The organism is Streptomyces amritsarensis, assembly GCF_001953875.1.
Lineage (GTDB): Bacteria > Actinomycetota > Actinomycetes > Streptomycetales > Streptomycetaceae > Streptomyces > Streptomyces amritsarensis.
The window spans coordinates 1-20,042 of record NZ_MQUR01000119.1 but is presented as its reverse complement, the minus strand read 5'-3'; the positions used below and the strand labels follow the sequence as shown (position 1 = coordinate 20,042).

At 70.0% G+C, this 20,042-nt stretch carries 22 protein-coding genes, 1 tRNA gene and 1 pseudogene; 10 read left to right on the top strand and 14 right to left on the bottom strand.

From position 1 onward, the window contains the following. Window positions 1-112 precede the first annotated feature (112 nt). The 3 genes from AVW11_RS31910 (at window position 113) to AVW11_RS31900 (ending at window position 1,697) form a co-directional block, all read left to right on the top strand. Window positions 113-739 (top strand): HNH endonuclease, encoded by a 627-nt coding sequence (locus AVW11_RS31910; RefSeq protein WP_076046770.1) that lies wholly within the window; start codon window positions 113-115, stop codon window positions 737-739. Beyond that, entirely contained in the window at window positions 736-1,611 is an 876-nt protein-coding gene (locus AVW11_RS31905; protein WP_076046769.1) for an HNH endonuclease, read from the top strand. The genes AVW11_RS31910 and AVW11_RS31905 overlap by 4 nt, the downstream gene beginning before the upstream one ends. 11 nt (window positions 1,612-1,622) lie before the next feature. Further along, a tRNA-Leu gene (locus tag AVW11_RS31900) sits at window positions 1,623-1,697 on the top strand. A 55-nt stretch (window positions 1,698-1,752) separates the two neighbouring features. Here the strand turns inward: AVW11_RS31900 and rdgB are convergent. The 4 genes and pseudogenes from rdgB to AVW11_RS31880 all read right to left on the bottom strand — a co-directional run. Then, complete coding sequence (rdgB, locus tag AVW11_RS31895) at window positions 1,753-2,367, bottom strand: RdgB/HAM1 family non-canonical purine NTP pyrophosphatase (RefSeq protein WP_030852150.1); 615 nt, start codon at window positions 2,365-2,367, stop codon at window positions 1,753-1,755. 7 nt (window positions 2,368-2,374) lie between these two features. Further along, window positions 2,375-2,755 carry a hypothetical protein gene (locus tag AVW11_RS31890; protein ID WP_030852148.1) on the bottom strand — a complete coding sequence of 127 codons (381 nt, stop codon included), beginning with the start codon at window positions 2,753-2,755 and terminating at the stop codon, window positions 2,375-2,377. A gap of 120 nt (window positions 2,756-2,875) precedes the next feature. After that, complete coding sequence (gene rph, locus AVW11_RS31885; RefSeq protein ID WP_030852146.1) at window positions 2,876-3,601, bottom strand: ribonuclease PH; 726 nt, start codon at window positions 3,599-3,601, stop codon at window positions 2,876-2,878. 175 nt (window positions 3,602-3,776) lie between these two features. After that, window positions 3,777-4,016, bottom strand: a pseudogene (locus tag AVW11_RS31880) (PTS sugar transporter subunit IIB); the annotation flags it as partial. A gap of 220 nt (window positions 4,017-4,236) precedes the next feature. Between AVW11_RS31880 and AVW11_RS31875 the strand changes: the two are divergent. Then, window positions 4,237-5,538 carry a PTS transporter subunit EIIC gene (locus AVW11_RS31875; protein ID WP_060181137.1) on the top strand — a complete coding sequence of 434 codons (1,302 nt, stop codon included), beginning with the start codon at window positions 4,237-4,239 and terminating at the stop codon, window positions 5,536-5,538. 264 nt (window positions 5,539-5,802) lie between these two features. Next, window positions 5,803-7,077, top strand: coding sequence for a PTS transporter subunit EIIC (locus tag AVW11_RS31870; protein WP_030852142.1), 1,275 nt, complete (start codon window positions 5,803-5,805; stop codon window positions 7,075-7,077). Between the two features lie 138 nt (window positions 7,078-7,215). Here AVW11_RS31870 and AVW11_RS31865 read toward each other — a convergent pair whose 3' ends face one another. Then, window positions 7,216-7,968: an MBL fold metallo-hydrolase gene (locus tag AVW11_RS31865; protein ID WP_030852139.1), complete on the bottom strand. Its 753-nt coding sequence runs from the start codon at window positions 7,966-7,968 to the stop codon at window positions 7,216-7,218. A 195-nt stretch (window positions 7,969-8,163) separates the two neighbouring features. Here AVW11_RS31865 and AVW11_RS31860 point away from each other — a divergent pair, with 195 nt between their 5' ends. Further along, entirely contained in the window at window positions 8,164-8,583 is a 420-nt protein-coding gene (locus tag AVW11_RS31860; protein WP_060181136.1) for a hypothetical protein, read from the top strand. Beyond that, a complete protein-coding gene (locus tag AVW11_RS31855) occupies window positions 8,583-8,912 on the top strand; it encodes a DUF488 domain-containing protein (RefSeq protein ID WP_076046772.1) in 330 nt (109 codons plus the stop codon). Before AVW11_RS31860 ends, AVW11_RS31855 begins: the two co-directional genes overlap by 1 nt. A gap of 81 nt (window positions 8,913-8,993) precedes the next feature. Here the strand turns inward: AVW11_RS31855 and AVW11_RS31850 are convergent, their stop codons facing one another. The 7 genes from AVW11_RS31850 to clpS form a co-directional block, all read right to left on the bottom strand. Further along, window positions 8,994-9,944 carry a PLP-dependent cysteine synthase family protein gene (locus tag AVW11_RS31850; protein WP_060181135.1) on the bottom strand — a complete coding sequence of 317 codons (951 nt, stop codon included), beginning with the start codon at window positions 9,942-9,944 and terminating at the stop codon, window positions 8,994-8,996. After that, on the bottom strand, window positions 9,944-10,231 hold the full coding sequence (locus AVW11_RS31845; protein WP_030026553.1) for a MoaD/ThiS family protein: 288 nt from the start codon (window positions 10,229-10,231) through the stop codon (window positions 9,944-9,946). The genes AVW11_RS31850 and AVW11_RS31845 overlap by 1 nt, the downstream gene beginning before the upstream one ends. Window positions 10,232-10,325: 94 nt before the next feature. Then, window positions 10,326-10,433 (bottom strand): putative leader peptide, encoded by a 108-nt coding sequence (locus AVW11_RS39150; protein ID WP_311736929.1) that lies wholly within the window; start codon window positions 10,431-10,433, stop codon window positions 10,326-10,328. Between the two features lie 77 nt (window positions 10,434-10,510). Beyond that, window positions 10,511-10,933, bottom strand: a complete 423-nt coding sequence (locus tag AVW11_RS31840; protein WP_030852127.1) for a M67 family metallopeptidase — start codon at window positions 10,931-10,933, stop codon at window positions 10,511-10,513. 122 nt (window positions 10,934-11,055) lie between these two features. Then, a complete protein-coding gene (locus AVW11_RS31835; RefSeq protein WP_060181134.1) occupies window positions 11,056-12,498 on the bottom strand; it encodes an amino acid permease in 1,443 nt (480 codons plus the stop codon). 320 nt (window positions 12,499-12,818) lie between these two features. Further along, window positions 12,819-13,430, bottom strand: coding sequence for a DUF2017 domain-containing protein (locus tag AVW11_RS31830; protein ID WP_030852123.1), 612 nt, complete (start codon window positions 13,428-13,430; stop codon window positions 12,819-12,821). Continuing rightward, window positions 13,430-13,744 carry an ATP-dependent Clp protease adapter ClpS gene (clpS, locus tag AVW11_RS31825; protein WP_030852121.1) on the bottom strand — a complete coding sequence of 105 codons (315 nt, stop codon included), beginning with the start codon at window positions 13,742-13,744 and terminating at the stop codon, window positions 13,430-13,432. The genes AVW11_RS31830 and clpS overlap by 1 nt, the downstream gene beginning before the upstream one ends. 80 nt (window positions 13,745-13,824) lie before the next feature. On the opposite strand from clpS, the gene AVW11_RS31820 reads away from it, so the two are divergent. Continuing rightward, on the top strand, window positions 13,825-15,153 hold the full coding sequence (locus AVW11_RS31820; RefSeq protein WP_060181133.1) for a nicotinate phosphoribosyltransferase: 1,329 nt from the start codon (window positions 13,825-13,827) through the stop codon (window positions 15,151-15,153). A gap of 396 nt (window positions 15,154-15,549) precedes the next feature. Next, the gene (locus AVW11_RS31815) at window positions 15,550-16,149 is read left to right on the top strand and encodes a nicotinamidase (protein WP_030852117.1); all 600 of its coding nucleotides are present in this window, start codon (window positions 15,550-15,552) and stop codon (window positions 16,147-16,149) included. Window positions 16,150-16,392: 243 nt separating this feature from the next. Here AVW11_RS31815 and AVW11_RS31810 read toward each other — a convergent pair whose 3' ends face one another. Both AVW11_RS31810 and AVW11_RS31805 read right to left on the bottom strand, forming a co-directional pair. After that, on the bottom strand, window positions 16,393-16,695 hold the full coding sequence (locus AVW11_RS31810) for a hypothetical protein (protein WP_045323902.1): 303 nt from the start codon (window positions 16,693-16,695) through the stop codon (window positions 16,393-16,395). 116 nt (window positions 16,696-16,811) lie between these two features. Then, window positions 16,812-19,163, bottom strand: a complete 2,352-nt coding sequence (locus tag AVW11_RS31805) for an immune inhibitor A domain-containing protein (protein WP_076046771.1) — start codon at window positions 19,161-19,163, stop codon at window positions 16,812-16,814. A gap of 475 nt (window positions 19,164-19,638) precedes the next feature. Here AVW11_RS31805 and AVW11_RS31800 point away from each other — a divergent pair, with 475 nt between their 5' ends. Continuing rightward, window positions 19,639-19,935 (top strand): hypothetical protein, encoded by a 297-nt coding sequence (locus AVW11_RS31800; protein WP_076046768.1) that lies wholly within the window; start codon window positions 19,639-19,641, stop codon window positions 19,933-19,935. Window positions 19,936-20,042 lie beyond the last annotated feature (107 nt).

Below are 20,042 nucleotides of genomic sequence, written 5' to 3'. Positions count from 1 at the left end.
CACCCAGGGGCGGCCCGCTCCGCTTATCGGACGAGACAGCCCGTGACGGTCCGACCAGCGACTCGTTGCTCCGTACGAGTGCCGCACACGCGGCCGGGGGCAAGGGGCGGGGATGACGGTCAGGTACACGCGGGATCTGCTGGAAGAGGCGGCTCACCGGACGGACAACTGGAACGACGCGGTCAGATGGTGTGGCGGCGTTCCGAGCCCCGGCAGCAGGCGCTACTTGCGGGCGAAGATGCGGGAGGCCGGGATCGACTGTTCCCACTTCCCGACGAAGTGGGTGCGGCACACGGAAGAGCGGCTCAGGGAGCTGGTGGCCGGGTCCACATCCATCGCGGAGGTGGTCACCCGCCTCGGCATCAGCAACGTCGGCGGCAACCAGGCCCACATCGCCCGCCGCATCGTGACCCTGGGCATCGACACCTCGCACTTCGGGGCCGCTCAGAACCCTCACCCGAAGCGAGCGCTGGGGCCGACGCTCTCGCTCAGGGAGCCGCAGGCCGGCAGGGTCCCAGGCGAGCGGCTGCGGCGACAGCTGCTGAAGGCCGGCGTCCCGCATGAATGTGCCGAGTGCGGGATCGGCCCACAGTGGAACGGCAAGCCGCTCCGACACGAGGTCGATCACATCAATGGCGAGTGGTGGGACAACCGGCGGGAAAACCTCCGACTCCTGTGTCCCAACTGCCACGCAGCCACAGACACCTACCGCGGCCGCAAGGCTCGCAAGCCCGCATGAGCAAGGTCAGGTACACCCGGGACCTGCTGAGCCGAACCGCGCCGTCGGCCACCAGCCTGGTCGACCTCATGAGGCTGCTGGACGTCCCGCTGCTGGCCGGACCGCGCCGGTACCTGCGTGACAGACTGGCTCACTACGGCATCGACACCTCCCACTTCGTCGACGAGCCGCTGCCCGCCCGAATCAGGCAGCGCTACACGGCGGAGCGCCTCCGGGAAGCGGCTGCCCATACGGACAGCATTACGGGGATGCTCGCCCACATGGGCGTCGAGCCTTACAACAGTGCTCACGTCCATATCGCCAAACTGCTCGAACGGTTCGGGATCGACACGTCGCATTTCTTCCGTCGGGACGACCGTCCCACGTCACGCCGGTTCTTCCCCCGCGCGGCAATCACGTCTGCGGTCGCGGGGTCGAAGAGCATGGCTGGGGTCATGCGCACGCTCGGCCACCATCCGTTCGACGGAGCCGCACGTGCCAAAGCACGACGCAGCATCCAGGAGTACGGGCTGTCGACCGGGCACTTCACGGGCCAGGGACACGCCGTCGGCAGCCGCTCCCCTTCCCGCAAGTCACCGGCAGAGATTCTCACGCGCCTCGAAACCGGGTCCTCCCGCACCAGGACGGCGACACTCCGCCGAGCGCTCGACGACCTCGGAGTCCCGCACGTGTGCGCCGAGTGCGGCATCGGGGACGTCTGGCACGGCCGCAGACTCGTCCTTGAGATCGATCACATCAACGGCGACCGACGGGACAACCGCCGGGAGAACCTGCGCTATTTGTGCCCCTCCTGCCACAGCCAGACCGCGACCTTCGCCAAGCCATCGGGCAAGGCCGTCCCTTCGCAACGAACAGCCGTCGACGACCAGTAAGGTGGTCGCACGGGTCCGTACCCCAGCTGGCCAGAGGGCGCCGGTTTAGGTCCGGTGTGTCGTGGGTTCGAGTCCCACCGGGCCCACGACGAAAGGGTGGTGCTCCTCTCCAGGAGCACCACCCTTCGGCGTATCCGCCCGTCAGGGCAGCAGGGCGCGGATGAAGGGGACCAGGGCTCGGAAGGCCTGGCCGCGGTGGGAGATGGCGTTCTTCTCGTCCGGGGTCAGTTCCGCGCAGGTGCGGGTCTCGCCCAGGGGCTGGAGGATCGGGTCGTAGCCGAAGCCGCCCGTGCCCGACGGGGTGTGGCGCAGGGTGCCCAGGAGGCGGCCTTCCACGACGCGTTCGGTGCCGTCCGGCAGGGCGAGGGCCGCCGCGCAGAAGAAGTGGGCGCTGCGGTTCTCGTCGGCGATGTCGCCGAGCTGGGCCAGGAGCAGGTCCAGGTTGGCCTTGTCGTCGCCGTGTCGGCCGGCCCAGCGGGCGGAGAAGATGCCGGGGGCGCCGTGCAGGACGTCCACGCACAGGCCGGAGTCGTCGGCGACCGCCGGCAGGCCGGTGGCGCGCGCCAGGGCGTGTGCCTTGAGGAGGGCGTTCTCGGCGAAGGTGACGCCGGTCTCCTTGACGTCGGGGATCTCCGGGTAGGCGTCCGCGCCGACCAGCCCGTGGGGCAGGCCGGCGTCCGCGAGGATGGCGCGCAGTTCGGAGACTTTGCCCGCGTTGCGGGTCGCGAGGATCAGGCTGCTGGGCGTCGAGGTCATGCCCTCATTATCCCGGGGTGCAGACCTTGGAGATCTCGCTCGCGGCGTCGGCGACCGGCTTGATGTCGGGGGTGGGGTTGCCGCTCTCGATGGCGGTGCGGACGTTCTTGACGGCCGTGTTCATCGAGCCGATGGCCTTGCCCAGGTCGGCGTTGTCCGTCTGGTCGCCGATCTTCTTGAGGTTCGTCTCGATCTGGTCGAGGGCGTTCTTGGCGTCCTGGGGGCTGTTGCCCGCCTGGGAGACGGCCTGCTGGAGGTCGTTCGCGCCGTCCGTGATGGCGACCGCCGTGTTCGCGCAGTCCATGGCCGTGGAGATGGCGTCGCAGGCGGAAAGGGCCGGGATGGTCAGGACGGCTGCCACGGCTACTGCCGCTATGCGGAGCTTCATGCGGTTCTCCCGAGAGGACGTGTACGGAGGCGGACGGGTGCGGGCGCACGGTGGTGCCACCGTGCGCCCGTTGCCCGTAGGGACGCCGGGGGGCGTGTTGCGGTTGCCGGTGGTTGTCGGCTACAGGCCGAGCGCGTCGCGCTGGATGGCTTCGAGGTCCGCGCAGCCGCCGGCGGCGAGGTCCAGGAGGGCGTTCAGTTCCTTGCGGTCGAAGGGCTCGCCCTCGGCGGTGCCCTGGACCTCGACGAAGCGGCCGTCGCCGGTGCAGACCACGTTCATGTCGGTCTCGGCACGCACGTCCTCCTCGTAGCAGAGGTCGAGGAGCGGGACGCCGTCGACGATGCCGACGCTGACGGCGGCGACGGTTCCGGTCAGCGGCTTGCGGCCGGCCTTGATGAGCTTCTTGTGCTGGCCCCAGGCGACGGCGTCGGCGAGGGCGACGTAGGCGCCGGTGATGGCGGCGGTGCGGGTGCCGCCGTCGGCCTGGAGGACGTCGCAGTCCAGGACGATGGTGTTCTCGCCGAGGGCCTTGTAGTCGATGACGGCGCGCAGTGAGCGGCCGATGAGGCGGGAGATCTCGTGCGTGCGGCCGCCGATCTTGCCGCGGACGGATTCGCGGTCGCCGCGGGTGTTGGTGGAGCGCGGCAGCATCGAGTATTCGGAGGTGACCCAGCCTTCGCCGCTGCCCTTGCGCCAGCGCGGGACGCCTTCGGTGAAGGAGGCGGTGCAGAAGACCTTGGTGTCTCCGAAGGAGATGAGGACGGAGCCCTCGGCGTGCTTGCTCCATCCGCGTTCGATGGTGACCGGGCGGAGCTGTTCGGGCGTGCGGCCGTCGATGCGAGACATGTGCCCGAGCCTAGTGGGTGGCGGGGGGTGCGGTGCCGGTCGGGCCGGATCGGGCACCGGGACGCGCGGGGCCGGCCCGCCCGGCAGGAGATCCCCTACGCGAAGACCCCGTCCGGGGTGCGGGACGGGGTCCGTCGTGGCTTCGGGCCGGGGGCCCGGACTCAGGGAATCCGGATCACATCATGTCTTCGATGTCGGCGGCGATCGGGTCGGCGTCGGTGCCGATGACGACCTGGACCGCGGTGCCCATCCGGACGACGCCGTGGGCGCCGGCGGCCTTGAGGGCGGCCTCGTCGACGAGGTCGGGGTTGATGACCTCGGTGCGCAGACGGGTGATGCAGCCCTCGACCTCTTCGATGTTCTCGATGCCGCCGAGCCCGGCGACGATCTTCTCAGCCTTGGTGGCCATGTGTTTCTCCCTGAGTGTTCGAAGAACGAGTCTCGGCGGCCAGTACGTGGCTACCCACCCGCATGGTCCGCGTCGTCACGGTAACGCACGGTTGGCCCAACTATGCAGGCACATGACCGGCTTCTGCCGAATGATGACGATCAGCAGCAACCTGCCCACCACTGGTCTACACCAGTGTGCCGCAAGTGTTGCGGCAGCCAAAACGGGCCGGTCAGGGAGGACGCCGATGAGCGCGAGCAGCTCCGAAGCAGCGCCACAGCCGAATTGGCGCAACAAACTGTTCCAGGGGCTGCAGAAGATGGGCCGGAGCCTTCAGCTGCCCATCGCCGTACTCCCCGCGGCGGGCATCCTGTTGCGGCTGGGGCAGCCGGATGTCTTCGGTGCGGAAGGCCTGCAGTGGACGGACGTGGCCAAGGTGATGGCGGGTGCGGGCGGGGCGCTGCTCGACCCCGATCTCGGCCTGCCGCTCCTCTTCTGCATCGGCGTCGCCATCGGCATGGCGAGGAAGGCGGACGGTTCGACCGCCCTCGCGGCCACGGCGGGGTTCCTCGTCTACCGGGGGGTGCTGCACGCGTTCCAGAAGGCCTGCCCGGCGGGGACGAGGGACATCGGGGGCGGCTGCCTGGGGCCGAACGACACCTTCGTGGCGTACACGTACCAGAATCCCGGGGTCTTCGGCGGCATCGTCATGGGGCTGCTGGCGGCCTATTTCTGGCAGCGGTACCACCGGGTGAAGCTGGTGGACTGGCTCGGCTTCTTCAACGGCCGCCGGCTCGTCCCGATCATCATGTCGTTCGTCGCGATCGCCTTCGCCGCGCTCTGCCTGTGGGTCTGGCCGCCGGTCGGCGACGCGCTGGAGAGCTTCTCCGACTGGCTGCGCGGGCTCGGCGCCTGGGGCGGCGGCATCTTCGGTGTCGCGAACCGCGCGCTGCTGGTGATCGGCCTGCACCAGTTCCTGAACGTGCCGGTCTGGTTCCAGTTCGGGTCGTACACGGCGCCGGACGGCAAGACGTACCACGGCGACATCAACATGTTCCTGCACGGCGATCCGACCGCGGGGCTGTTCCTGACCGGCTTCTTCCCGATCATGATGTTCGCGCTGCCGGCGGCGGCGCTGGCGATCACGCACTGCGCGAAACCGCAGCGGCGCAAGGAGGTCGGCGGCCTGATGCTGTCGGTGGCGCTGACCTCGTTCGTCACCGGGATCACCGAGCCGCTGGAGTACTCCTTCCTCTTCGTCGCACCCGCGCTGTACGCGGTGCACGCGGTGCTGACGGGTGTGTCCATGGCGGTGTCCTGGGGGTTGGGCGTCAAGGACGGCTTCAGCTTCTCGGCGGGCCTGATCGACTACGTCATCAACTGGAGCCTGGCGACGAAGCCGTGGCTGATCATTCCGATCGGCCTGGGCTTCGCGCTCGTCTACTACGTGGTCTTCCGCTTCGCGATCACGAAGTTCGACATTCCGACGCCGGGCCGGGAGTCGGACGAGGAGATCGCGGCGATGGAGGCGGAGAACACCAAGTCCTGAGCCCTCGCGGAAGGGGCCGGGGCCGGCTCGTCAAGGGCCCCCGGATCACGATCCGGGGGCCCTTCGGCACGCCCGCGCAGATGTGATCCAGGCCACAGGAAAACGAAGGTTCCTTATCTAACCCTCACCGTGTTACAACTGGTCTACACCACGATTGGTGTAGACCACGACCGCTTCCCCCGGCGGCGTGGGCCCCCTTTCTGAGACGTCGCCGTCCCCCTTGGCACCACCCCCTTGGCGGCGCCTTGCTCCCCGGAGGAAGTTATGAGTACGGCTACTGACGCCGCTGCGCCGCCCGCCAAGAAGCGGGGAGCCGGCCTGATCCAGGGTCTGCAGAAGGTCGGCCGCAGCCTCCAGCTGCCCATCGCCGTCCTGCCCGCCGCCGGCATCCTGATGCGCCTCGGCCAGCCCGATGTCTTCGGCAAGGACGGCCTCGGCTGGGGCAAGGTCGCCACGGTGTTCGCCACCGCCGGTGACGCCGTCTTCGCGAACCTGCCGCTGCTGTTCTGCATCGGCGTGGCGATCGGCTTCGCCAAGAAGGCGGACGGCTCCACGGCGCTCGCCGCGCTCGTCGGCTTCCTGGTCTACAAGAACGTCCTCACCGCCTTCCCGGTGACCGAGGCCGTCATCAACACCACGGAGAACAAGGGTGTCGACGTCGCCGCGACGTACAACAACCCGGGCGTTCTCGGCGGCATCATCATGGGCCTGCTCGCCGCGGTCCTGTGGCAGCGCTTCCACCGCACCAAGCTGGTGGACTGGCTCGGCTTCTTCAACGGCCGCCGTCTCGTCCCGATCATCATGGCGTTCGTCGGCGTCATCGCCGGTGTGTTCTTCGGTGTGGTCTGGGAGCCGATCGGCGAGGTCATCTCCAACTTCGGTGAGTGGATGACGGGTCTGGGCGCCGCGGGCGCCGGCGTCTTCGGTGCCATCAACCGCGCGCTGATCCCGATCGGCATGCACCAGTTCGTCAACACCGTCGCCTGGTTCCAGATCGGTGACTTCACCAACGCGGCCGGCGAGGTCGTCCACGGTGACCTGAACCGCTTCTTCGCCGGTGACCCGGACGCCGGCCTGTTCATGACGGGCTTCTTCCCGATCATGATGTTCGGCCTGCCGGCCGCCGCCCTGGCCATCGCGCACACCGCCCGCCCGGAGCGCCGCAAGGCCGTCACCGGCATGATGGTCTCGCTCGCGCTCACCTCGTTCGTCACCGGTGTCACCGAGCCCATCGAGTTCTCGTTCATGTTCATCGCGCCGGTGCTCTACGCGATCCACGCGGTCCTGACCGCCCTCTCCATGGCGATCACCTGGGCGCTCGGGGTCCACGCGGGCTTCACCTTCTCCGCGGGTCTGATCGACCTCGGCCTCGGCTGGAGCAAGGCGACCAACCCGTGGATGATCATCCCGATCGGTCTGGTCTTCGGAGCCGTCTACTACTTCGGCTTCCGCTTCGCGATCACCAAGTTCAACCTCCCCACGCCGGGCCGCGAGTCCGACGAGGAACTGGCCGAGATGGCGAAGGCCGAGGCCAAGTAGGCCCGTCCGAACAGGCCCCGCCCGAGCGGGGTCCGTCCGCTCGCACGACAAAGCCCCCGCTCTTCCTTCCGGAAGGGCGGGGGCTTCCGCGTGTGCGGGGGCTTGCGCGTGTGCGGGGCGCTTGTGTGGGGGCGGGGCTCAGACCTCGTAGACCGCGCCCGCGTACGCCAGGTCGACCGGGCCGCCGTAGACCGCGCGGGCGTCGGCGAGGTTCTGCGCGGGGTCCGTCCACGGCGGGATGTGGGTGAGGACGAGCCGCCCGACGTTGCCGGCGTGCGCGTACTCGCCGGCCTCCCGGCCGTTGAGGTGGAGGTCCGGGATGTCCTCCTTGCCGTGCGTGAAGGAGGCTTCGCAGAGGAAGAGGTCGACGCCTTCGGCGAGCTGGCCCAGCTCGGGGCAGACGCCGGTGTCACCGGAGTACGTGAGCGAGCGGCCGCCGTGCTCGATGCGGATGGCGTAGGACTCGACGGGGTGCGCGACCCGCTCGGTGCGGACCTGGAAGGGGCCGATCTCGAAGGTCCCGGACTTCAGGGTGCGGAAGTCGAAGACCTCGCTCATGGAACGTTCGTCGGGGACGTCGTCATAGGCCGTGGTCAGGCGCTTCTCGGTGCCCTCGGGGCCGAAGACGGGGATGGTGCCGCAGCGGCCGCCCTCGTGGCGGTAGAAGCGGGCGACGAAGTACGCGCACATGTCGATGCAGTGATCGGCGTGCAGGTGGCTCAGGAAGATCGCGTCGAGGTCGTAGAGACCGCAGTGGCGCTGGAGATCGCCGAGGGCGCCGTTGCCCATGTCGAGGAGCAGCCGGAAGCCGTCGGCCTCGACGAGGTAGCTCGAACAGGCCGATTCCGCGGACGGGAACGACCCCGAACAGCCGACGACGGTGAGCTTCATGGAGCGTGAACCTCCGTGGACGGTCCGTGGACGGAATGCGGGCCGTGCGTGGGTCGAGCGTAAGGCGCGAAACGTCCGGTCGCTCCTCCGCGGCAGGCCGTTGTGGGGGGAATCACCTGCGCTGTCACCCGGGGGAGCGACGGTGGGCGCGGGCGTTGCCGTGCCGGGGCCTTCCCGCGCGGCTACGGTCGAAACATGGACACGTCCTGGTGGCCGGCGGTGGCCGCGGTCGTGGCCCTGGCATTGGTGATGCTGATCGCCGGGGGGCGGCTGGGCGTCCCCCGGCGGCCCCCGCCCGCGCACGGGGCCGGCCGGCCGCCGCACCCGCAGCCGGCCGAGCTGTGGACCCTGGCGGACGGCCGGACCTGCCTGGTCCTGGGCGTGGGCCCGGCGCGGGAGCACCGGGCGCGGGTCGCGTGGATCACCGCGAAGTACGACGACCGGCGGGCCGGGGTGATCCCGCTGCCCCCGGGGACGGTGGGGGCGCAGGGCCGGGCGAGCTTCCTGGAGGCGGACCGGCCGGACGAGGTGTCGTTGTGGGAGTTCCGGGTCCGGCTGGGGATGCTGGACCCTGCGGTGTGGGACGAGGTCAAGGGACTGGGAGGCGGTCGGTGATGCCGGAGATCCGCTTGCGGCGCGTGTACGACCCGCCGGAGCCGGAGGCGGACGGGCTGCGGGTCCTCGTGGACCGGCTCTGGCCGCGGGGCCTGGCGAAGGCGGCGGCGGGGGTCCGGGGACGGAGCTGCGCAGGTGGTTTTTACGACGGGGGCTCGGCCGGCGAGTTCCGGCGGCGCTACGAGGCGGAGCTGGCGGAGCCGGAGGCGGTGGCGGAGCTGGACCGCCTGCGCGGGCTGGTCGGGGCGGGGCCGGTGACGCTGTTGACCGCGGTCAGGGACCCGGACTCCAGCCATGCCGCGATCCTGGCGGAGCGCCTGTCGCACTGACCGGGCGCTGCCCGGACGGATACGGCCCCGCGCACGCCGGCGGGGCCGGATCTCAGCCTCGCCGGCGTGTACGGCCGGGTGCTAGGCCCAGAGCTGGCCCTGGAGGACCTCGATGGCCTCTTCGGTCGTCGCCGCGGTGTAGACGCCGGTCGACAGGTACTTCCAGCCGCCGTCGGCCACGACGAAGACGATGTCGGCGCTCTCGCCCGCGGCCGCCGCCTTGCGGCCGACGCCGATCGCGGCGTGCAGGGCGGCGCCGGTGGAGACGCCCGCGAAGATGCCCTCCTGCTGGAGCAGTTCCCGGGTGCGGGTGACCGCGTCGGAGGAGCCCACCGAGTAGCGGGTGGTGAGCACGGAGGCGTCGTACAGCTCGGGCACGAAGCCCTCGTCCAGGTTGCGCAGCCCGTAGACGAGGTCGTCGTAGCGCGGCTCGGCAGCGACGATCTTCACTCCGGGGACGTGCTCGCGCAGGTAGCGGCCGACGCCCATCAGGGTGCCGGTGGTGCCCAGGCCGGCCACGAAGTGGGTGATCGACGGGAGGTCGGCGAGGATCTCCGGGCCGGTCGTGGCGTAGTGGGCGCCGGCGTTGTCCGGGTTGCCGTACTGGTAGAGCATCACCCAGTCCGGGTGCTCGGCGGCCAGTTCCTTGGCCACCCGGACGGCGGTGTTGGAGCCGCCGGCGGCCGGCGACGAGATGATTTCGGCTCCCCACATGGCCAGCAGGTCGCGCCGTTCCTGGCTGGTGTTCTCCGGCATCACGCACACGATGCGGTAGCCCTTGAGCTTGGCCGCCATCGCCAGCGAGATGCCGGTGTTGCCCGAGGTGGGCTCCAGGATGGTGCAGCCGGGGGACAGCCGGCCGTCCTTCTCGGCCTGCTCGACCATGTGGAGCGCGGGGCGGTCCTTGATCGAGCCGGTCGGGTTGCGGTCCTCCAGCTTGGCCCAGATCCGGACGTCTTGCGACGGCGAGAGCCGGGGCAGCCGGACCAGCGGGGTGTTGCCGACCGCGGCCAGGGGGGAGTCGTAGCGCATTACTTCGATCCGCCGGCCACGGCCGGGAGGATGGTGACGTTGTCGCCGTCCTTGAGGGCGGTGGAGATGCCGTCGAGGAAGCGGACGTCCTCGTCGTTGAGGTAGACGTTCACGAAGCGGCGCAGCTGCCCGCCGGCAGCCTGGTCGATGAGTCGCTCTCGAATGCCCTTGTGCCGGGTCTCCAGGTCCGCGAAGAGGTCGGCGAGCGTGGCGCCCTCACCGTTCACGGCCTTCTCGCCGTCGGTGTAGGTGCGGAGGATGGTGGGGATGCGGACCTCGATGGCCATGGCTGGGCTCCAGTCGTCAGGGCGTGGGCGTGGCGGGTGTGCGGAGGAAGACGGCGCGCGTTCGTGCGGCCCCCGCGCGAGGGGGCTCCGGTGCTCAGGCGGCAGGACAGATGGCGCTGGCGAGGCGGCACAGGTCGACGTGCAGCCGGGCCACGAGCAGCAGCCTGCCGGGCGTCTCGATGCTCACGTCGTGGGAAACCATGCGGTCATGTTAACGATTCCCGGTCCCCGGTTTGGAGTGTGATCCCGCATCGTGGACGTCTCCTGCTCACATGGTGGTCAGTAGGCTTCGACGACCTGCACTTCTTCCTCGGTGATCACGCCGTCGACGATCCGGTAGGAGCGGAACTGGAACTCTCCGAGACCGTCCTTGTCGGCCGTCGAGACCAGCACGTAGTGGGCGCCCGGCTCGTTCGCGTAGGTGACGTCCGTGCGCGAGGGGTAGGCCTCCGTGGCGGTGTGCGAGTGGTAGACGATCACCGGCTCCTCGTCGCGGTCGTCCATCTCGCGGTAGAGCGTGAGGAGGTCCTTCGAGTCGAACTCGTAGAACGTGGGCGAGCGGGCCGCGTTGAGCATCGGGATGAACCGCTCGGGGCGGCCGGTGCCCGCCGGCCCGGCCACGACACCGCACGCCTCGTCGGGGTGGTCCTGGCGCGCGTGCTCGACGATCCGGTCGTACAGGGCCTGGGTGAGGGTCAGCATGAGCGACAGGATAAGCAGACGGGCCCTTCCGTACCGAGGAGTGGTACGGAAGGGCCCGCATGCTGGACAGGATGTCCGTGGGAGCAGGGCTCGCGGCCGTGGCAGGCGGCCGGGAGCCGCGGTCAGGAGGCCTGGGTGAAGGCCGCGCCGCGCGGGTCGCGGTTCTTCATGACCAGGTAGGCGACGCCGAGGATGAGGCCCCACAGCGGGGCGCAGTACAGCGAGACGCGGGCGTCCTTGTCGGCGCCCATCATCACGATGACCATGCCGATGAAGACCAGGGCGAACCAGCTGGTGTACGGGGCGCCGGGCGCCCTGAACTTCGATCCGGGCAGCTCGCCGCGGTCGGCCTTGGCCCGGTAGCGGATCTGGCAGACCAGGATCATGATCCAGGCCCACATGCCGGAGATGGTCGCGAAGGAGACGACGTAGTCGAAGGCCTTGCCGGGGGCGACGTAGTTGATCCAGACGCCCACCAGCATCAGCGAGGCGCTGAAGGTGGTGCCGATGAGCGGGGTGCCGCTCTTGGTGAGCTTGGTGAAGACCTTCGGGCCCTGGCCGTTGAGGGCGAGGTCGCGCAGCATGCGGCCGGTGGAGTACATGCCGGAGTTGCAGGAGGACAGGGCCGCGGTCAGGACGACGAAGTTGACGATCGCGGCGCCGATGCCCAGGCCCATGCGCTCGAAGGCGGCGACGAAGGGCGAGACGCCCGGCTGGAAGTGCGTCCACGGGACGACCGACAGGATCATGACGAGTGCGCCGACGTAGAAGACGGCGATGCGCCACGGCACGGTGTTGATGGCCTTGGGCAGGGTCTTCTCGGGGTCCTTGGACTCACCGGCGGTGACGCCGACCAGCTCGACCGCGAGGAAGGCGAACATCACGATCTGCAGGGTCATCAGCGTGCCGCCGATGCCCTTGGGGAAGAAGCCGCCGTCGTTCCAGAGGTTGGCGACGGAAGCGGTCTCGGCGGCGTCGGAGAAGCCGATGGTGAGGATGCCGGCGCAGATCAGGATCATGCCGACGATGGCGGTGACCTTGACCATGGAGAACCAGAACTCCAGCTCGCCGAAGAGCTTCACGGAGATCAGGTTGGCGCCGTAGAGGATGACGGTGAAGATCAGCGCGTAGGCCCACTGCGGGAAGCTGTCGTGGGTCCAGTAGGACATGTACTGCGCGGCCGCGGTGACCTCGGTGATGCCGGTGACCACCCAGAAGAGCCAGTACGTCCAGCCCGTCACGTAGCCCCAGAACGGGCCCAGGAACTCACGGGCGTAGTCCGAGAAGGAGCCCGAGACGGGGCGGTACATGAGCAGCTCGCCCAGGGCCCGCATGATGATGAAGATGACCAGGCCCGCGATCGCGTACGCCAGGATCAGGCTGGGGCCGGCCTTGGAGATCGCCTTGCCGGCGCCCAGGAAGAGGCCGGTGCCGATGGCCCCGCCGATCGCGATCATCTGGATCTGGCGGGCGCCGAGCGTGCGGTGGTACCCCTCGCCGCCGCCGTCGCCCTGAATGCCCTCACCGGGCGTGTTGCCGTGCTGCTCGACCTGCACTGAGGTCATGTCTGGTGCGCCTTTCTCCACTGCCGACCCGCGCCTTGGCTGGCTGCGGATCGGGTCCTCGATCCCCCCCGGATACGGATGGAGTTGCACGCCGGCGGTCTGCCGGTTCAAGCGGGCCGGGGGACATGGGTGGCGTCCCTTCGGCGGTCGTGAAGATTTATCACGTGCTTACGACCGTCGGAGGGGGAGAAATGTGGCGCACAGCATCAAAATTTCCGGACAAACATCGGTGATCATGACAGATCACCGCATGGCGGTGATCTGATCGTTATCCGGATTTGAGCGTCCGCTGAGCGAACGCGGCCCGCTCCTGAGGTTCCTCAGAGGGTTTCGATCAAGGATTCCTGGAGTCCGCCGAGCCACAGGTAGGCCATCACCATGGGCTTGCGCGGGTCGTCGTCCGGCAGCCGGAAGAGCGCAGCGCTCTCGTCGTCCTCGGTGATGTCGAGCCGGGCGGCGAGGGTCAGGCGCAGGTCGTTGAGGCCGCCGAGCCAGCGCAGCGGCAGCTCGCCGGTCAGCTCCAGCACGGCGGCGCCGTCGCCGGCCGGGGTGAGCGCGTCCAGGCTGCGTACGAGGGCGAGGGCGTCCTCGCGCTTGCGGGCGCGCAGGTCGTTCTCGGTGTAGCGGCGGAACTCCGCGGCGCGGGCCTTCAGCTCCACCGGGTCCACGCCCTCGTCGCCGGTGCCGTCCGGGGACCCGTAGGCGTCGGGGAAGAGCCGGGCCAGCGCCGGGTCGGACGGGGGCTCGCTGGGGCCCTCGGTGAACAGTGCGGCGAGGGGATCGGCGTCCTCGGCGGGCTCGGGCTCGCCGGGGCCGATCAGCTCCAGCATCTGGACGGCCAGGGAGCGCAGGATGGAGATCTCGATCTCGTCCAGCGCGATGGCGGCTCCGCCGCCCTTCAGGGACTCGAACATCCCGGCGGACCGGCCCATCAGGTGCGGTCCTGGGAGAGGGTCGCCCACAGGCCGTAGCCGTGCATGGCCTGCACGTCGCGCTCCATTTCCTCGCGGGTGCCGCTGGACACGACCGCCCGCCCCTTGTGATGGACGTCCAGCATCAGCTTGTGCGCCACGTCCTTCGAGTAGCCGAAGTACGCCTGGAACACGTACGCCACGTAGCTCATGAGGTTGACCGGGTCGTTGTGCACCAGGGTCACCCAGGGAACGTCAGGTTCCGGGACCGCGAAGGTCTCTTCGGCCGACTCAGTGCGTTCGATCTCAATGGGAGCAACACTCACTCGTCCCATGCTGCCACCGTGACGGGGCGGTTGCACAAACGGGACCCACATCTCGTCACTTTGACGAAATGTGCGCTAGCATCGCCGCCATGAACCCTGCGGACCTGGGCCTGCCGGTGGACGTGCCGTCGACAGCGCTCTTCACGGACCATTACGAGCTCACGATGTTGCAGGCCGCCCTGGCCAACGGCACCGCCGACCGCCGCTCGGTCTTCGAGGTGTTCACCCGGCGGCTCCCCGAGGGGCGCCGCTACGGGGTGGTCGCGGGGACCGGGCGGGTGCTGGACGCGGTGGAGAACTTCCGCTTCGACAGCGCGGTGCTGGAGTTCCTGCGCGAGCGGGCCGTCGTCGACATGCGGACGCTGGACTGGCTGGCCTCCTACCGCTTCTCCGGCGACATCTGGGGCTACCCGGAGGGCGAGGTCTACTTCCCCGGCTCGCCGATCCTGCGGGTGGAGGGCAGCTTCGCCGAGTGCGTGCTGCTCGAGACGGTGATCCTGTCGATCCTCAACCACGACTCGGCGATCGCGGCGGCCGCCTCCCGGATGTCCTCGGCGGCCGGCGACCGGCCGCTGATCGAGATGGGCGCACGGCGCACGCACGAGCTGGCGGCCGTCGCCTCGGCGCGGGCCGCGTACGTGGGCGGCTTCGCCTCCACCTCGGACCTGGCGGCCGGCTTCCGCTACGGCATCCCCACCGTCGGCACGAGCGCTCACGCCTTCACCCTGGTCCACGACAGCGAGCGGGACGCCTTCACGGCGCAGGTGGCCTCGCTGGGGCGCGGCACCACGCTCCTGGTGGACACCTACGACGTGGCGGAGGCGGTGCGCACCGCCGTCGACGTGGCGGGCACCGACCTGGGCGCCGTGCGGATCGACTCCGGGGACCTGCTGCTGGTGGCCCACCGGGTGCGCCAGCAGCTGGACGAGCTGGGGGCGACCGCGACGAAGATCGTGGTCACCTCGGACCTGGACGAGTACGCGATCGCCTCGCTGGCGGCGGCCCCGGTGGACGCCTACGGCGTGGGCACGCAGCTGGTGACGGGCAGCGGGCACCCGACGTGCTCGATGGTCTACAAGCTGGTGGCCCGGGCCACCTCGGCGGACCCGAAGGCGGCGCTGGCCCCGGTGGCCAAGAAGTCCACCGGGGGCAAGACCTCGATCGGCGGCCGCAAGTGGGCGGCGCGGCGGCAGGACGCCGACGGGGTGGCCGAGGCGGAGGTGATCGGCGTGGGCCCGGTCCCCTCGGGCCTGGCCGACCGGCAACTGCTGACGCACCTGGTCAAGGCCGGGGAGGTGGTCGCCCGCGAGCCGCTGGAAGCGGCCCGCGACCGCCACCGCGCGGCACGCGCGGGCCTGCCGCTGTCGGCGACCCAGCTCTCGCGGGGCGAGGCCGTGATCCCGACGGAGTACGTCTAGCGCTGTGGCCGGAAAGGTGTGCCGGGGCGCGGCGTCCGGTGCGGTGCATCGCGTGCGCGGTCCGACAACGCGGCGAGGTGCCGTGCCGGGCGTCGCGACCCGGTGAACCTTGCCGGTCACAGCACTAGCCCTGCAGGGCGGCAAGCCGCTGCGGACACCGGGGCCGGGGCTCCGCCACAGACGGGCACGCCCGACGGCAGCGGCTGCGACACCCGGGCGGAGGCTGCGCCGCAGGGCGGGCACGGGTGGGCGGGGCGGGGGCTGCGCGCCGGGGCCGCGGGCGGGGAGCGCCGTGGGGGTCCGGTGCGGCGCCCCAGTTTCGGGAAGGGGCGGGGTGGGGCAAGAGCCCCCCGCAGGGCCGCCGCCGCACAACGACAACGAACCGAAGGACACGTCATGCACCGCGCACTGATCGTCGTCGACGTACAGAACGACTTCTGCGAGGGCGGCAGCCTCGCGGTCACCGGCGGAGCCGACGTCGCCGCCGCCATCACCGAGCTGATCGGGCAGGCCACCGCCGGGTACCGGCACGTCGTCGCCACCCGCGACCACCACGTCGACCCGGGGGCGCACTTCGCGCACCCGCCGGCCGAGCCGGACTACGAGTCCTCCTGGCCGGTCCACTGCGTGGCCGGGACGGAGGGCGTCGGGTTCCACCCGAACTTCGCGCCCGCCGTCGCCTCCGGTTCGGTCGCCGCGGTCTTCGACAAGGGCGCGTACGAGGCCGCGTACAGCGGCTTCGAGGGCGCCGACGAGAACGGCGAGGGCCTCGCCGCCTGGCTGCGGCAGCGGCATGTCGGCGAGGTCGACGTGGTCGGCATCGCCACCGACCACTGCGTGAAGGCCACCGCCCTCGACGCCGCCCGCGCCGGATTCACCACGCGCGTCCTGCTGGACCTGACGGCGGCCGTGGCACCGCACACCACCGAGCGGGCCCTGGAAGAGCTCCGCGCGGCCGGTGTGACCCTCGTGGGCGCGGTCGGACCCCGGTCCTAGGAGCACCGGGGCAGTCCTGGGCGCGCCGGGGCGGTCCTGGGAGCACACCGGGCACGGGGCGCCGCGAGGCGCCCTCCGGGGCCGTCTCCTTGGATCTTGCCGGCCGAGCCCGCGCTGTCCGGTGCCAGGGGCCTCCCCGGGCCCACAGGGCCCAGGGGGAGCCCCGACCCGGCGGCGAGGCCGGTGCCGGGCGGCGCGGAGCCGGGAAGATCCGTAAAGGGACGGCCAGGCGCCCGGCAGGGCCTATGTGCCCAGCAGGGCGCGGATCGGGTGCCAGAGCTCCTGGGCGCGGTCGGGTGCGGCGCGCCACAGCAGGCCGTCCGGATGGTGCAGGACGGCCGTGACCTCGTCGGGTGTGGGCGGCTGCGCGTTGCCCCGCAGGTACACGGCCCGCATCCCGAGGTTCCGCAGCCTGGTCAGGGCGCGGGCCCGGTTCGCGGCGTGCACCAGCACGCGGACATTTCCACCCTCGCCGGACGGCCTCGGCAGCGTGAGCGCGACGACCACGCTGCCGCCTGGCAATCTGACGAAACCTCCACCGGGCATGTCTGTCATCTCCCCCGTCAATAAGAACCTCGTACCGGGGCATCTAAACGCGATCGGCCGCCGCCCGCTAGAGGGCGACGGCCGATCATGCTTTGACCTGTGGTTTTACCGAGGTACTACTTCGAGGGGCCGACCTCGACGGTCATGACCTCACCGTCGTAGGTCTCCTTCAGGATCTTGATCTTGGTGTTGGTGTCAGTGACCTTCACCGATCCGGTCGGGTTCTCGTCGTAGTAGTACTTGCCCTTGCGGTCGTCGAAGACCAGGTTCGCGGGCTTCGGCTTCAGGAAGAGCGACTCGCCGTTCTTGTGCAGCGTGAAGGCGTCCGTCGAGTACGCGCTGAAGGTGGCGTCGTACGGCTGGATCTTGTTGCGCAGCAGGGTGCCGTCCGACCACTTCATCGGCTTGGCGTTGGCGTCGATCGGGAGGATCAGACCCTGGCCCGGGTGCTGGCTGGTGTTGTTGTCCTTCTGGGAGGTGTCCCACTGCCAGATCAGCAGACCGTCCTGGTACGGGTAGTGCTCGACCCAGTCCGGACGGGTGTTGCCGAAGCCGAAGTTGTACGGGCCCACCTTGAGGGTGGAGTCGTACGACACGTAGCGGCGGTTCTCGGCCAGGTAGTACTGCGCGTACTCCTTGGTGAAGCCGGCACCGATCCGCGAGAAGCCCTTGCCGGTCCAGCCGTTGTCGCCGTTCTCGGCGCCGTCGGTGAACAGCGAGGAGCCGTCCGCGGTGATGGTGAGGGCGTCGGCCGTGAAGCCCTTGCCGCCCGCGCCGCCGTCCGTCTGGTAGCGGAAGCGGAGGTCGACCTTCTTGCCCGCGTAGGCGTCGAGCGAGAAGTTGAGGTTCTTCCAGGCACCCGAGACACCGGTGAGCGACGGGCTGCCGGCGGCGTCGGCCGGGATGGCCGTGCCGTCGGCGGTGCCGGCGAGGGCGGTCCAGTTGGCGCCGCCGTCCGTGGACACCTCGGTGTAGAGGTAGTCGTAGTCGGCCTCGATGTCCCACCAGCCCTTGAGGGACAGGGCGGCGGACGTCTTGCCCGTCAGGTCCACGGAGCGGGTGAGGGTGTTCTTGAGGTCGTCACCCATGTTGCTCCACCACTGGGTGGAACCCTCGGCGGGGGCGACGATGTCCGTCTGGACCTTCTTCTTCGGCAGCTCGACGACCAGGGCCTGCTTGTCCTTGGTGTTGAACGCCGACACACCGAGCTTGTGGGTGGACTTCGTCGCGGCCTTGGCCGTGTCGTAGTTCAGCCAGCCCAGCTGGAGCTTGTCCCAGGCGGTCATGTCGCCCGGCATGTCGCCTATGGAGTCCTTGCCGGTGCCGAGCCAGGAGCCGGCCGACATCAGGGACCAGAAGCCGACGCCGTTCTCGCCGCCACCGGAGGTGTCGTAGAGGTCCGGCAGGCCGAGGTCGTGGCCGTACTCGTGGGCGAAGACGCCGAGGCCGCCGTTCTCGGGCTGCATCGTGTAGTCGCCGACCCAGATGCCGGAGTCGCCGATCTGGGTGCCGCCGGCCTTGTTGTTGGCCGGGCCGGTCTTGCCCGCGGAGGTGCCGTAGGCGTACCAGCGGTGCGCCCACAGGGCGTCGGGGCCCTGCACGCCGCCGCCGGCCGACTCGTCCTCGCCCGCGTGGACGATCTGGAAGTGGTCGATGTAGCCGTCGGGCTCGTTGAAGTTGCCGTCGCCGTCGAAGTCGTAGCGGTCCCACTGGTCGTACTGGGCCAGCTTCGCCTTGATCTCGGCGTCGGTCTTGCCGGCCTTCTTCTGCGCCTCGACCCACGCCGTGACGCCGTCCTTGACGGTGTCCCAGACGTTGGAGCAGTTGCTCTGGCCGCAGTAGTTGGAGCCGTAGCGGGCCTCGTTGTACGGGACCTTGACCCAGTCGGAGACCTCGCCCTCGACCGAGTAGCGGCCCGAGGAGGTCTTCTCGTAGTACGTCTTCAGGGAGTGCTTGCCCTCGCCGGTGGCGAAGTACAGGTCCTGGAAGTACTGACGGCTGAAGTCCTCGCGCCAGGCGGTGCTGTTGTCCTTGGCACGGTCGGGCCGGGCGATCGTGTTGTGCATCGGACCGGGGGTGCCGCCGTACTTCGGAACGGCCGGCTTGGGGCCGGGGCCGTCCGGGTCGTGCATGGTCGTGTTGTCGACCTGGTCGCCGAACTCGACGAGGATCGTGAAGATCTTGTCGGTCTTCTCACGGCCGAGCTCGACGTACTTCTTGTCGTCCAGCTTGACGACCTTGGAGGCGCCGCGCTGCTCGACGCCCTTCTTGCCCTGGAGCACCTGGTCCAGAGCGGCCTTGCGCTGCTCGGCCTGCTGCTCGCTGAACGGGCCCTTGAGGTCGTGCTCGACGACCTTGGCAGGAGTGGTCGGGTCCTGCCGGTCGGCCACCGGGGCGGCCGGGGCCTTGCCCTCGGCCTGGGCCGCGGTGACGGTGAAGAAGGTGGCACTGGTCGCGCATGCGGCCATGGTCACGGTGACGGCGGCAGCGCGGATCGCACGCCGTCGGGCGGAATTGCTGGTCACTTGATGTGTTCCCCTCCCGCGGCCGCAACGTCTGAGTTCGGAACTTCTCCATAGGAGCGGGGGGTTCCGCGCGGCGCGCGTCTCAAGTGACGACATTTGACCGGAGAGACGCGAGAAAAGACAGACCTTGACTTGAACCTTACAACTGCACTATGCGGTCAGGGAGTTCCGCTATCCGGACGTTCTGCAGCCATACGGGGCGAAGAACCCTTCCCGACCCCGGAACGCGTCCGTAGCGTCCCCTTTCTCCCCCCCTACGGGGCGTGAGAAATGACCCTGTGCGCCCCCTGTGCTCCGGCACCGTGTGTTAGGTCACGCTTACCGGGGGCTTGCCCCGGGCATCCCGTCATGGAGTCACTTGACGCGCGACGTTGGTTGAGCCGACTCCCCCTCCCCCTCACCGAGGACGGATATCGCCATGCCGCGTCCGACTGCCGCACAGCTCGCGTACGGATCCGCCACGGTCATCGTGTCGACGATCGCCATGCTGCTGCTCTCGCAGACGAGCACCGGGCTCGGAGTCGCGGTCGTCTCCGCCGCCGCGCTCGCCCTGGGCCTGCTCGTCGCCCTCACCGTGCCCGCCCCCAAGCGCCGCGGCCGCCACGCGGCGCGTACGGGTGCCGGCGCGCCGCCCGCGTCCACCGCGGGGGCGGCGCCGGGGACCGGGGCGCCCGAGCCGCGGACGGCTTCGGCCGAACACCCCGTCCACCACTGAGCCCCACCCTCGGCGGGCACGACGCGGCGCGGGCGGCCTCCCCGGAGGGAAGCCGCCCGCGCCTCGGGTGCGCCCGCGCGCCGTGACCGCCGGGGCCTCACGTCGCC

Bases quoted from the DNA above. Each gene is read 5' to 3' on its own strand.
- AVW11_RS31910 (WP_076046770.1), top strand. From the start codon at position 113: ATGACGGTCAGGTACACGCGGGATCTGCTGGAAGAGGCGGCTCACCGG.
- AVW11_RS31905 (WP_076046769.1), top strand. From the start codon at position 736: ATGAGCAAGGTCAGGTACACCCGGGACCTGCTGAGCCGAACCGCGCCG.
- rdgB (WP_030852150.1), bottom strand. From the start codon at position 2,367: ATGACCTCGACGCCCAGCAGCCTGATCCTCGCGACCCGCAACGCGGGC.
- AVW11_RS31890 (WP_030852148.1), bottom strand. From the start codon at position 2,755: ATGAAGCTCCGCATAGCGGCAGTAGCCGTGGCAGCCGTCCTGACCATC.
- rph (WP_030852146.1), bottom strand. From the start codon at position 3,601: ATGTCTCGCATCGACGGCCGCACGCCCGAACAGCTCCGCCCGGTCACC.
- AVW11_RS31875 (WP_060181137.1), top strand. From the start codon at position 4,237: ATGAGCGCGAGCAGCTCCGAAGCAGCGCCACAGCCGAATTGGCGCAAC.
- AVW11_RS31870 (WP_030852142.1), top strand. From the start codon at position 5,803: ATGAGTACGGCTACTGACGCCGCTGCGCCGCCCGCCAAGAAGCGGGGA.
- AVW11_RS31865 (WP_030852139.1), bottom strand. From the start codon at position 7,968: ATGAAGCTCACCGTCGTCGGCTGTTCGGGGTCGTTCCCGTCCGCGGAA.
- AVW11_RS31860 (WP_060181136.1), top strand. From the start codon at position 8,164: ATGGACACGTCCTGGTGGCCGGCGGTGGCCGCGGTCGTGGCCCTGGCA.
- AVW11_RS31855 (WP_076046772.1), top strand. From the start codon at position 8,583: ATGCCGGAGATCCGCTTGCGGCGCGTGTACGACCCGCCGGAGCCGGAG.
- AVW11_RS31850 (WP_060181135.1), bottom strand. From the start codon at position 9,944: ATGCGCTACGACTCCCCCCTGGCCGCGGTCGGCAACACCCCGCTGGTC.
- AVW11_RS31845 (WP_030026553.1), bottom strand. From the start codon at position 10,231: ATGGCCATCGAGGTCCGCATCCCCACCATCCTCCGCACCTACACCGAC.
- AVW11_RS39150 (WP_311736929.1), bottom strand. From the start codon at position 10,433: ATGGTTTCCCACGACGTGAGCATCGAGACGCCCGGCAGGCTGCTGCTC.
- AVW11_RS31840 (WP_030852127.1), bottom strand. From the start codon at position 10,933: ATGCTGACCCTCACCCAGGCCCTGTACGACCGGATCGTCGAGCACGCG.
- AVW11_RS31835 (WP_060181134.1), bottom strand. From the start codon at position 12,498: ATGACCTCAGTGCAGGTCGAGCAGCACGGCAACACGCCCGGTGAGGGC.
- AVW11_RS31830 (WP_030852123.1), bottom strand. From the start codon at position 13,430: ATGGGCCGGTCCGCCGGGATGTTCGAGTCCCTGAAGGGCGGCGGAGCC.
- clpS (WP_030852121.1), bottom strand. From the start codon at position 13,744: ATGGGACGAGTGAGTGTTGCTCCCATTGAGATCGAACGCACTGAGTCG.
- AVW11_RS31820 (WP_060181133.1), top strand. From the start codon at position 13,825: ATGAACCCTGCGGACCTGGGCCTGCCGGTGGACGTGCCGTCGACAGCG.
- AVW11_RS31815 (WP_030852117.1), top strand. From the start codon at position 15,550: ATGCACCGCGCACTGATCGTCGTCGACGTACAGAACGACTTCTGCGAG.
- AVW11_RS31810 (WP_045323902.1), bottom strand. From the start codon at position 16,695: ATGCCCGGTGGAGGTTTCGTCAGATTGCCAGGCGGCAGCGTGGTCGTC.
- AVW11_RS31805 (WP_076046771.1), bottom strand. From the start codon at position 19,163: ATGGCCGCATGCGCGACCAGTGCCACCTTCTTCACCGTCACCGCGGCC.
- AVW11_RS31800 (WP_076046768.1), top strand. From the start codon at position 19,639: ATGCCGCGTCCGACTGCCGCACAGCTCGCGTACGGATCCGCCACGGTC.